Annotated in this window: 10 protein-coding genes; 5 read left to right on the top strand and 5 right to left on the bottom strand. The window is 66.7% G+C overall.

The genetic code is table 11. The features are described from left to right. Positions 1-106: 106 nt before the first annotated feature. Positions 107-1,894 (bottom strand): reverse transcriptase domain-containing protein, encoded by a 1,788-nt coding sequence (locus ACIA5D_RS51490; RefSeq protein ID WP_396038079.1) that lies wholly within the window; start codon positions 1,892-1,894, stop codon positions 107-109. 665 nt (positions 1,895-2,559) lie between these two features. On the opposite strand from ACIA5D_RS51490, the gene ACIA5D_RS51485 reads away from it, so the two are divergent. Both ACIA5D_RS51485 and ACIA5D_RS51480 read left to right on the top strand, forming a co-directional pair. Beyond that, on the top strand, positions 2,560-3,039 hold the full coding sequence (locus tag ACIA5D_RS51485; RefSeq protein WP_396038078.1) for a hypothetical protein: 480 nt from the start codon (positions 2,560-2,562) through the stop codon (positions 3,037-3,039). 313 nt (positions 3,040-3,352) lie between these two features. After that, complete coding sequence (locus tag ACIA5D_RS51480; protein WP_396038077.1) at positions 3,353-3,664, top strand: antibiotic biosynthesis monooxygenase family protein; 312 nt, start codon at positions 3,353-3,355, stop codon at positions 3,662-3,664. Positions 3,665-3,757: 93 nt separating this feature from the next. On the opposite strand, the gene ACIA5D_RS51475 is transcribed toward ACIA5D_RS51480, so the two are convergent. Then, positions 3,758-4,132, bottom strand: a complete 375-nt coding sequence (locus ACIA5D_RS51475; RefSeq protein ID WP_396038076.1) for a hypothetical protein — start codon at positions 4,130-4,132, stop codon at positions 3,758-3,760. A 78-nt stretch (positions 4,133-4,210) separates the two neighbouring features. Between ACIA5D_RS51475 and ACIA5D_RS51470 the strand changes: the two genes are divergently transcribed. Further along, positions 4,211-4,345: a YegP family protein gene (locus tag ACIA5D_RS51470; protein WP_396038075.1), complete on the top strand. Its 135-nt coding sequence runs from the start codon at positions 4,211-4,213 to the stop codon at positions 4,343-4,345. 226 nt (positions 4,346-4,571) lie between these two features. On the opposite strand, the gene ACIA5D_RS51465 is transcribed toward ACIA5D_RS51470, so the two are convergent. Next, on the bottom strand, positions 4,572-4,916 hold the full coding sequence (locus ACIA5D_RS51465) for an Lsr2 family protein (RefSeq protein WP_396038074.1): 345 nt from the start codon (positions 4,914-4,916) through the stop codon (positions 4,572-4,574). A 281-nt stretch (positions 4,917-5,197) separates the two neighbouring features. Here ACIA5D_RS51465 and ACIA5D_RS51460 point away from each other — a divergent pair, with 281 nt between their 5' ends. After that, entirely contained in the window at positions 5,198-5,758 is a 561-nt protein-coding gene (locus ACIA5D_RS51460; protein WP_396038073.1) for a hypothetical protein, read from the top strand. A 383-nt stretch (positions 5,759-6,141) separates the two neighbouring features. On the opposite strand, the gene ACIA5D_RS51455 is transcribed toward ACIA5D_RS51460, so the two are convergent. Further along, positions 6,142-6,690, bottom strand: coding sequence for a TetR/AcrR family transcriptional regulator (locus ACIA5D_RS51455; protein ID WP_396038072.1), 549 nt, complete (start codon positions 6,688-6,690; stop codon positions 6,142-6,144). Between the two features lie 77 nt (positions 6,691-6,767). Between ACIA5D_RS51455 and ACIA5D_RS51450 the strand changes: the two genes are divergently transcribed. Next, positions 6,768-7,610: an NAD(P)H-binding protein gene (locus ACIA5D_RS51450; RefSeq protein WP_396038071.1), complete on the top strand. Its 843-nt coding sequence runs from the start codon at positions 6,768-6,770 to the stop codon at positions 7,608-7,610. 310 nt (positions 7,611-7,920) lie between these two features. Here the strand turns inward: ACIA5D_RS51450 and ACIA5D_RS51445 are convergent, their stop codons facing one another. Next, the gene (locus tag ACIA5D_RS51445) at positions 7,921-9,438 is read right to left on the bottom strand and encodes a carboxylesterase/lipase family protein (RefSeq protein WP_396038070.1); all 1,518 of its coding nucleotides are present in this window, start codon (positions 9,436-9,438) and stop codon (positions 7,921-7,923) included. Between the last annotated feature and the right edge of the window lie 805 nt (positions 9,439-10,243).

The following is a 10,243-nucleotide window of genomic DNA, read 5'->3' as shown; positions in this document are numbered from 1 at the left end:
ATAGTGCTTGTTCGCCATCTTGCTTCAGGACTCCTGATCTACCTGGAACCTCAAGATCCCAGATTCAAGTGTCCAAGATCAGGGGGCAAGGCCCCTCCAGTGACTGCTACGTGAGCGTGTTGGCAGGTTGCCGGTTGTGGATGTTGTCGTGGCAGGGTGGGCACACGATCAGGGTCTTGCGCCGCATCCTGGCCATGTGCCGCGTCCACGGTGGTTGTGGCTGCCCCGGGGTGGTGAGGTGGGCGATCTTGGAGACCTGGTGCACTTGCACCTGGGCTCGTTGCTCGCACAGTTCGCACCGTCCGGCGCGTAGGCGGGCGAGGAGTTCGCTGCCGCGGCGTCGGCCGGTGACCGGGACGGGTCGGCGGTCGTCGAGGACCGCCTTCTTCTGCCGTTTGAGGGGAATGCCACCGAACCGGGCTACCAGTGGTGGTTTGCCCGCGCGTTCGACGCTGGCCTGGAAGCACACCCGTGGCCCGTACGAGGTGACGATGGTGGCCTGGTGTTTGCGGGCCACCGCTGTCACCGTCGTGCGGTGCTTGCCGGCCAGGGTCTTGAGCATGGAGGTCACCATGGCCCATTGCAGGCGGTTGAGTCTCCAGACGTCCTGCGCGAGCAGGTAGTACTGCAGGTAGCCGCGCCATTCAGCCCCGTACTTACCGACGATCTGGTTGTCGGTCAGGTTCAGCAGGTCGGGGCGTCGCTCGGGTTTACCGAACTTCATGAATGGGGCGCTCTTGGCCGTGATCACGTCCCGGGGGACGCGTAGAGCGACCTTTCCGTTGACCGATCGCCGACCGTTGGTCAGCTTGTGGTCGGCGTGATGGACGGTGATCTGGTAGCCGAGGAATCTCGCCGCGCCGGTGCGCGCGTGGGTGACGAGCGTCTTGTCCGGCGAGAGTTGCAGCTTGAGGTCCTCACGCAGGAACTTCGCCAGCCGGGCTTTGATGTCCTCAGCTTCGGCCTTGGGTCCGATGAACCCGAGCAGGTGATCATCGGCATAGCGGGTGTACCACAGTCGCCGGTAACCAGGGTCGCGAGGAGCGCCCCTCGGCAGGGTCCGCAGCCGCTGTCGCAGCCCGCGTACCTCTGCCTGGTCGTAGCGGCGGCGGGCCCGCACGATCCGGTCGGTCACCTGCTTGTAGGCAGGGTTGTCGGCCCTACCGTTCCCTCTTGTGTACTTGGGGATGAGTTCGGTTTCGACGAACTTGTCCAGCCGGTCCAGATAGATGTTGGACATGACGGGAGATGCCACCCCGCCCTGCGGACAGCCGCTGAGCGTGGCGTGGTACTCCCAGTCCTCCAGGTACCCGGCTTGCAGCATGCTGCGCACCAGCCGGAGAAACCGGTTGTCGTGGAGGTGTTCGGCCAGCGTCGAGAGCATCACGTCGTGATCGAAACTCCCGAAGCAGTCGGCGATGTCTCCCTCGATGAACCACGTCGTCCCGGTCCAATGGTTGGCCACCTCGGTCAGCGCCGTGTGGCAGCTCCGACCGGGACGAAATCCGTGAGAGCGAGGGGAGAACCTCGGTTCGTAATACGCCTCCAACAGCAGGCGCACCACTTCACCAACAAGTTTGTCCGCCCACGACGGCAGTCCTAACGGCCGCATCTTCGTCCCCCGTTTCTTGGGGATATAGACGCGTCGCACGGGCAGGAACCGGTAGCGCTCGTGGCGCATTGCATCAATGACGCGACCGATCCTGCTCATAGACATACCATCAGCGGTTTCCCCGTTGGCCCCAGGCGTCATGGCTCCGTGGTTGGAGTACAGACGCCCGTAGGCCATCAGGTACAAGGCCGGGTTGAACAGTTGTCGATACAGCTCGGTACACGGCAGACCACGTCTGCCGCGCTCACGCAGGACATCAAGTACCGTTTCGGCGTTCTGCATTACGCATACCTCTCGGGCTGGTGACGTCCAATCACCTGGTCTCCTTGGCCCTGTGGACGGCTTTCCCGTCCGCCTTGGCCGGGCGTGACTCCGGCGGCTACTACGAGACCTCCGTCGCCATAGGACTCGCGTCCCGTAGGCGATCCCGCGTTCGTCCTTGTTGTACGTATCGAGCGGAACGTAGGTGGCCCACTCATCTCCTTGAATACCCTCACTGGGCATCGCTCCGTGCTCCGAAGGTTGCATCGGCAAATCCGGAATACCGACACAGGGCACGGCACCGGTTCAGGCGTCTTTCCGGTGAATGGCGGCTTGCATCTGCTGGAGATTGGGCTTCAGGCAATTCAGCTTTCACCATATTCCGCGGGTCCCGCAGCACCCCGCACCCGTACGCCTGGGCACGACCACCGCTTTCCTGGCATGCTCTGGTCCCCTTCACCTTTCGGATCCAGGTAAGCCATCAGACCCAAGAACCTCCCTCCGAGTTCTTCCCGGCTGCACCGGGGATACAACAAGGCGCCTCGCGGCGCAGCGGATCTGCCGCGGATGTGGCGCGCGGGCGGTGGTGGTCGTGGTGGCGCAGCGTTCCGTCATGCGGGCGGTACTCGATCACGGCGTCGCACGGGCCGGCCGCAGCACCGGGGAGCAGGGGCTACCGTCGGTGCATGTCCGCACGGATGCGGCCGACCGTCCAGGACGCGGCCACCGCCCGCCAGGTCCTGCTCGACGGCTTGGAGCACGACGTCGGGATTGTCGAGATCCTCAACCGGTTGGCGCCGCTGCATCCGCGTAACGACACTTTTCCGGGCGAGGTCCTGACACATCTGGCCGCTGAGGCCCTTGCCTGGGCCGCCGTCGATCGGGCTCATCCCATCGAACTGGCCGGTTTCCGGGAGCGGTTCCTGCCCGATTGTGAGGTCACCGGCCGAGACCGGCGCAAGCTACAGTTCGCCGTTCTCGCCGCTGCGGCGTGGCACGGCGGAGTCGAGGTCGACCTGCTGGACGAGGTCGCCTGGTGGCGGACAGACGACTTCTGGCGCTACGCCGCCTACGCGGCAGTCGCCTACATTCGCATGGCCGCCGACCGGGCCGGCGTGCCGGAGCCCGAGGTCTGCCGCGGCCTGGCCCCGACCCACGACGGGTGACCCTGCCAAGGTCACCTGCGCGCTCGCGGCACACGGGTGACCGACGCCGTAACCGGAAAGTTTCACGCCGACCAGTCATCCATCGCCGTCGTAACCACCAGGGCACGCCCGACAGTGTTTGACTCATCTGTCGCCGAGCGTGCGCGGCGGCTGGGGGAGGGTCGTTACGCCGTGTCACGCCGGCGGGGTCTACTCGGCGCACGGTCGTGCCAATGTCAGCATCCTTCCGAACCCATCTTCGGCCGAGCCGCGAACCCGTGAGATGGTCCAAGGTGCACCCCGGGCTGCCGGGCTAGGCGAAGTGGAGCGGAGAGTGATTGCACGGGTATGGCGCGGATGGGCGAGCCGCGAGACAGCCGAGGGCTACCAGCGCCACTACGAACTCGACGTTGCCAAGCATCTCGGGCAGGTCGCCGGCTTCCGCGGTGCACGCCTGCTGCGTCGCAACGAAGGAGGCGAGGTGGAGTTCATCTCCATCACCTACTTCGCGAGCCTGGACGACGTGCGTGCCTTCGCCGGCGACGATCCCGAAGCGGCCGTCGTGGAGGAAGCGGCGCGTAAAGTGCTGATTCGCTGGGACGAGCGAGTCACTCATCACCAGGTCGCTGTTGCGCTTCCAGATTAAGCTTTCGTTCGAAATGCCGTGACACAGATCGTTGCGTCGTCTGGTGCGCGGATCTGCCGCGTGTAGCGCGCGGTCGTGGACGATCCGTCATGTCTAGCTGCCCATCACCTGCCCGCCGAGGATGTAGGGCCGGGTTGCGGGGATTGCCATGCCGGCGGCGCTGTGCCACCACACCCACTCGCCGTTGACCTGCAGGCAGGGTGTTGCTGCGTTCAACGCCCGGACGACCGCCAGGTCGACGCCGGGCATGAGGATCGATACGCGGTGCTCGCCGATCGGCAGGATCCAGCCGTATCGGCCGTCGGCGTCCAGAGCCTGGTCCCGCGCCGGTTCGCCGACCGTGGCGACCGGTCGTACTTGGCGGGCGATGTCGGCCTCGGCGCGGACCGTGTCGGTGAAGGCGCGCATGTTGGTCTCGGCCTGCGCGGCAGTGGCTCCCTCGATGGGCCGGCTCCCCGGGTTGATCACGGCCTGAGCCTACTCGCGGATTCGAACAAATGTGCGAACTAATTGGCGGGTTCGCACGCCGATCTCGGTGTGAGCCGGATGGAGCGGAGGTGCGCCGAGGGTCACCTGTCCAACGGCCAGGTCGTCGCGACCGGTGAGGCGTACGAGACCAAGGCCGCCGCCAAGGACGGCTGCGAGGGGTACAGCGTTCTGCCAACGGCGCCGAGGTCGTAGAAGCCGACGTCTGATCTGTACTGGTCCCGGGCCAGGGCGTGGATCACGAGCCACCGAACGAAAGCCGCCCCGGGCGAGGGACTTCCCGGGCGGCTTTCGTATTCGTGCTCTCGGCTTCAGCCGCGCGTCGGATGAGACCGGATATTTGCGCGTGCCAGCGACGGCCGCCTGCTCTGCGCCGCCCGCGATGCCCGGTCGGGGCGGAGAGCAGCTGGTTGCCTGCCGGTCAGCGCTTGGCGTGGAAGGCCTCGACGATCGAGGCCGGGATTCGTCCTCGTTCCGACACCTCGTAGCCGTTCTTGGTCGCCCATTCCCGGATGGCCTGGTTCTGATCGCGGTTCGCCCGACTCGGTGCTGCCGCGGCGCGGGAGGCGATACGCCCGCTCGTACCGGTGCGGCCGACCTTTGAGGCGGCCGCCAGGTAGGGGTCGAGTGCTTTGCGGAGCTTGCCGGCGTTCTTCTCGGACAAGTCAATGGTGTAGTTCACCCCGTCGAGCCCGAACTCGATCGTGCGATCGGCGTCCCCACCGTCGAGATCATCCGTAAGCAACGTGATGATTTGCTTGGCCACAGTCTCTCACTCCCCCGAAATACGCGAAACAACGCGCAACGAATACACAGACGCCGTCTACCATAGTCGCTGCCTATCCGAGGCTGTTCGGCGCATTGACGAAGCCACGGACGCCGAACCGCTCTCGACGCCCGACAGACCATCCGGATTTACCGCGATCCGCCCTCTACATGGCGTCGCGGCGGTCGGCGCCGCCCACGAGGGAGTTACCGAACTGGTGCTAATCGGTCCGGCCACATCCAGGAGCCGGTCTCGCCCCGTGTCCGTGAAATAGTCCCTGTGTGACGGACGACGAGGACGCCTTGACCGCTAAGGACCTAGTGCCGGTGTCCGGCGGGACCTGGGCGGGGCTGCTCTTCGACAACCCGAACATCGGCTTGCCGACCGCAATGACCTGGAGTTTCCGTTTCTCGTTCGCCGAGGTAAACCGGGATTACGGCAGCAGTGAGATCTTCTTGGATGTCGACTGGCTGCCCTTGCCCGCAGCCAGCTGGCGTGCCATGGCCGGCCACGGAGTCAAGACTCTCGGTGAACCCGCCGAATCCAGTGTCTACTTCTTCCAGCACCACCAGTACGAACTGATCGACCTGGAGATCCTCGAACAGCACGGCCGGGACATCCATGTCCGCAGCACGCTGACAGGCGACCTTGACCAACTCGGCATCGATCCGATAGCCGCCGACGCCTGGCTCCGTTTCGACGGCATCCGCGTGTCGGTCAGTGACGTCAATACCCCCGAGTCCGCGTTGACCAGGCTGCAGGCCTTCACCGGCATCGAAGGTCTGGCCTCCTCGGCAGTTGCGATCAACTCGGCGTATCACTTCCGGCCCGTGAGCTCTTGACTCCGCCGCCGTCGGGCTTTGCTGCTCGCCGGATCCAGCCAGCGTCGTTAGGGCCACGGCAGAACGCATAGACGTCCGCTCATAGCCGTGAACCACCTGCGCCGCAGAGTGAGGGCCAGTTTGGCAGCTCGGCCCACGGATCTGCCGATGTGAGTGCGCGGAAAAGTTGATTAGCGTCTATTAGAATTGGCGCCGGAAACGGTTGAGCACAACTTATGTAATGGATGCCGTCCCCGCTATGCACGCTCTCGCCCTGTGATCGATGAGGCCGTCGTGTAGTCGTGTAAACCTGGGCCGGTTTCACGTGGGGTCCCGGTATGTGCCGGGTCGGCGAAGCGGCAGGGGCGTGCGGCCATGGCATTTTGAGGCGGTGAGCTGATCAGTCACCGGCCCGGCGTGCGCAGTCCGGTGAAGACGATATCGAGGCCTAGCCCTTCGCGACCTTCCGGAAGTCGTTGTTCGATGGCGATTGCCCCGCCGATGATCGCGTGTAGTTCGGTGACTGTCAGATCGGCTCTCACTACACCTGCCTGCTGCGCGGACCGCAGCAGCGCTTCGAGCCCTCGTGTAAGCCGAATCGCAGCGTTGTCACCTTCGGCGCCAAGGGTGCCGCCGAGGGCCGCGGCGAGTACAACGTTGTGCCGGGCGGCCCCGCCGAGTTCCGCGAGGAACGCGAAGAAGTCGGCCGACGGGTCGTGTTGTAGTTCTTCGGCGCGGTCGGCAATCAGGTTGAGCCGGGCGGTGACGACAGCGGCGATCAAGGATTCCTTCGTGGAGAAATGCCGGTGCACGGTGCCGGGGCCGACGCCGGCCTGCGCGGCAATGGCATCCAGCGACACCGCCGCGCCGTGGTCGGCGAACGCCGAGGCGGCCACTTCGAGGATCTTCGCGCGGTTGCGCAGGGCATCAGCGCGCGGCGCTCGTTCGGGCATGACCCTCCCCTTGAAACGGGGCAGTCGCCCCGGTTAGTATTCGGGGCGTCCGCCCCGCTTCTATTCTAGGAGACCTCATGACCATCGCGGTCACTGGCGGCAACGGCGAATTCGGCCGTGCCGTCGTCGAGTCCCTTACCGCGCGTACGACCGAGCCCGTCCTGGCCACCGTGCGTGACCTCGCGAAGATCCGACCGTTGGACGGCGTGGAGCACCGACCGGGCGATTTCGCCGACCCCGATACGCTGCGCAACTCGCTTGACGGAGCCGACACCGTGCTGATCAACGCGACCTTCTTCGGCGCCGACCCCTCGCAGCGACTGCCGCTCGCATCCGCCGCGATCGCGGCCGCCGCCGAGGCGGGACTCGCCCGGATCGTGCTCACCAGCTGGTCCGACCTCGACCGGGCAACACACGTATCGGTCCGGGACTACCGCGAGCTCGAGCAGCAGGTAAAGCGGGCCGGGCCGGCCTGGACGATCCTGCGCCTCAGTTGCGGACTCGCCGACGCTGTAGCCAGAGACGTCACATGGGCCAGGCGCGGTGGTGAACTCGTCGCACCCGCCGCCGACGGGAGGGTCACCCCAGCCGCCGTCACCGACCTGGCCGAGGCGACCGCCGCGGTGCTCAGCTCGCCCGACAACGACCAGTCCGTGCTCGAAGTCACCGGTCCCGACGCGATTAGCTGGCAAGACCTCGCTCAGCTGGCCGGCGTGCCCTACCGGCCGGTCACCGACGACGACTACCGCACCTACCTCCAGAAATTCGACATGCCCGCGCCGGCCGCCGACCAACTCGTCGCGCTCTACGCAGACATGCGCAGCGACTGGGCAAGCACCCCCACGCCGGTACTCGAAACGCTGCTCGGCCACCCCGCGGTCCCCGGCATTGACGCTGTCGCACGACGCCTCAGGAATTGACGAAGCGCAGACACCTGCACGAGCGTGCACGACCAGCGTCGTTCACGATGACATCTGAGACGCGCCGACCAGCTTCTCGACGACGCGTCCCCCGAACCTGAAGTTCCGGAGCACGTGCGCTTTATGGCTTCGAGGCGGTAGCGGCCGGCGTCCGGAAGTAGCCGTACCCGGTGCGGTCGCCGGGTCGCTGTGTTCGTTACGCAGGGTCGCACGCCAGGCGGTGCGGCGTCGGCGTTTCGCTGCCTTCCCGAGGGCGGGCTTCGACCGCAGCGGCTTCACTGTCGACTGGCCGTGGCACCCGCGGTGGCCGCTAGTCCTTTGTGGATGGCAGGTCGGCGACCTCGATCTCGTACGCGGCCCAGAGCTCACGGCTGACCTCCTCTGGATAGGCGCGCACGCCACCGTTCGGGTCGCGGTCGAAGACGCGGGTCAACCGTTGCCGCTCGTCGTAGGTTGGCCAGCCGGGGTTCCCGTCGCGGGCGAACGCGACCCAGGCCCCGCGCATCTGGGCCGAGATCTCGATCGCGCCGGGGTCGGGCGGGCTGCCGACGAGGAACTCGGCCAGGCCATCGGTGAGCTCGCCGAAGACGAGCGGTACGTCGAGTCCGTGGCAGGCGCGCAGGACGCCACCGGCGGCCGGGCTCGGCCAGGTCAGCTCGTAGAGGTAGGCCCGCCCGCCACCGGCGGTCTGCGCGGCGGCGAGGCGCTGGCTCGGCACACGGAACAGGCGGTCGGACAGCACGATGACGGACAACTCCTCCGGGCTCGCCCCTGCATAGGCGGCGCGGAGGCGCGCCGGGGCGTCGGGGCCGGGGCCGAATGCCTCCATCGTCGCCGTCGCCATCTCGTCGGTGACCTTGCCCAGCTGGCCGCCCATGACGTGGAAGAGCTGCCACTCGTCTCGGTTATGCCCGACCATCAGGGGCACGTCGCGTCCGGCGCCGGACGCGAGACCCCGCCACGGATCGACGGGCAGGACCGTACCGTCGATGAGCGGGGAGAACGGCGTGGACGAGTGCGCGATCCTTCCCCAGCGCCCGATCGTGGGCATCCGGGCGTCGAGCTGCCTCAGCGCGGCCAGCAGGCGGTCTGGCTCGACGTCGGCGAGCGCGGCCGCCGACGGTTCGAGCCCCAGCGGCGCGACCAGTTCGGCGCTGATATCACGGGCGAGTGCCGTGGTGAAGAAGGTGCCGGGAACGCTCTGCGCGACGGCGCCGGCGAAGAGTCCAACAGCGGAGGGCATCACCGACAGCGCCGCGACCGCGCCGGCCCCGGACGACTCCCCGAAGATGGTGACTCGCGACGGGTCCCCGCCGAAGGCCGCGATCTCGGCCTGGACCCAGCGCAGGATCGCCATTTGGTCGAGCAGGCCACGGTTCGCGGGCGCGCCGTCGAGTTGGGCATAACCTTCGACGCCGACGCGGTGGTTGCCGGTCACGATCACCACGCCAGAGCCCGCGAGCGGGCGGCCGTTGTAGTCACCACCTGACCCGAACCGGTAGGCGCCGCCGTAGATCCAGACCAGGACGGGGAGGTTCGTGGCGCCCAGATCGGGCGTCCAGATGTTGAGGGTCAGCCAGTCGGTCGGGTCGTGCCGGATAGGCCCCGCCGGCACGGCGGTGGGCGGCAGACCCATCCGCGACTGGGGCGGCGGCGGTCCGAAGACGTCGGCCTCGCGTACCCCGTCCCAGGGCTGCGCCGACTCGGGCGCCTGAAATCGGCGCGGTCCCACCGGCGGGGCGGCGAACGGGATGCCGCGGAAGACCGAGATCCCGTCCTCCGTCGCGCCTCGTACCCCACCCGCTCGGGTCTGCACTATCACGGACATGGCTCTCCTTAGCCGTACGGATCGATCAGACGGTAAGGTCGCCGGCTCTCACCGACGCCTTCCAACCGGCTAAACGGTGTCTGGCCGGGCTCGGGAAAACGCCGAGATTGCCGATGCCGCCGGCGTACCGGTGAAGATGAGGCCGCCAGCCAGGAGCGGGCCACACCCTCGGACAGGCGAGATAAGAATTCGTCGATAGCGAAAATCATATCTAGCCTAGGAACCGCATGAACGACCTCGGAATCGTCGTGGTTCGAGGTCACCAGAGCCCTGGATCCCCAAAGTCCGGCAGACCGACATCCTGCCGGTGAACGGGGACGACGCCCCGTATCTGTGCCACTGGATGCCACAGTCCGGGCTGACCGACCTCCTGCCGTCACTGCACGACACGGTCTGGGTCGGGTTCAGCGCCGACAGCATGGTGATGACCCCTGTCGTAGCGCAGCCTGTCGGCGTAGTTCGCTGGCAGGCGCACCGAATCCCGCTTGTCGGACGTCCCGCCTGGGCGAATCTGGCGCCGGTTCGCTGCTGTCTCGGCGCGCCCGACCGACGACGTCGCGGAGTTGGATTGCGGTCGCCGATTGACGGCGTCATCGGGTCCACGCCACCATGATCACGTTTACGGATTTGCCGCCGACAATGCGCGCAGGGGGACGCCGTGCTGGACAGGCTCCGGACATCAGGTGCCGCGTGTCTGCGGTTCCTTGACCCGCGCCGGTTCGACGTATGGCGCGGCCCTTGGAGTGCTATGTCGCCGACTCGTATGCTTCGCCATCCGGGCTGGCCACCACGACGGTGTACCCGT

This window comes from Actinoplanes sp. NPDC051513 (assembly GCF_044454685.1).
Lineage (GTDB): Bacteria > Actinomycetota > Actinomycetes > Mycobacteriales > Micromonosporaceae > Actinoplanes.
This window is presented reverse-complemented; position numbering and strand designations above follow the sequence as displayed.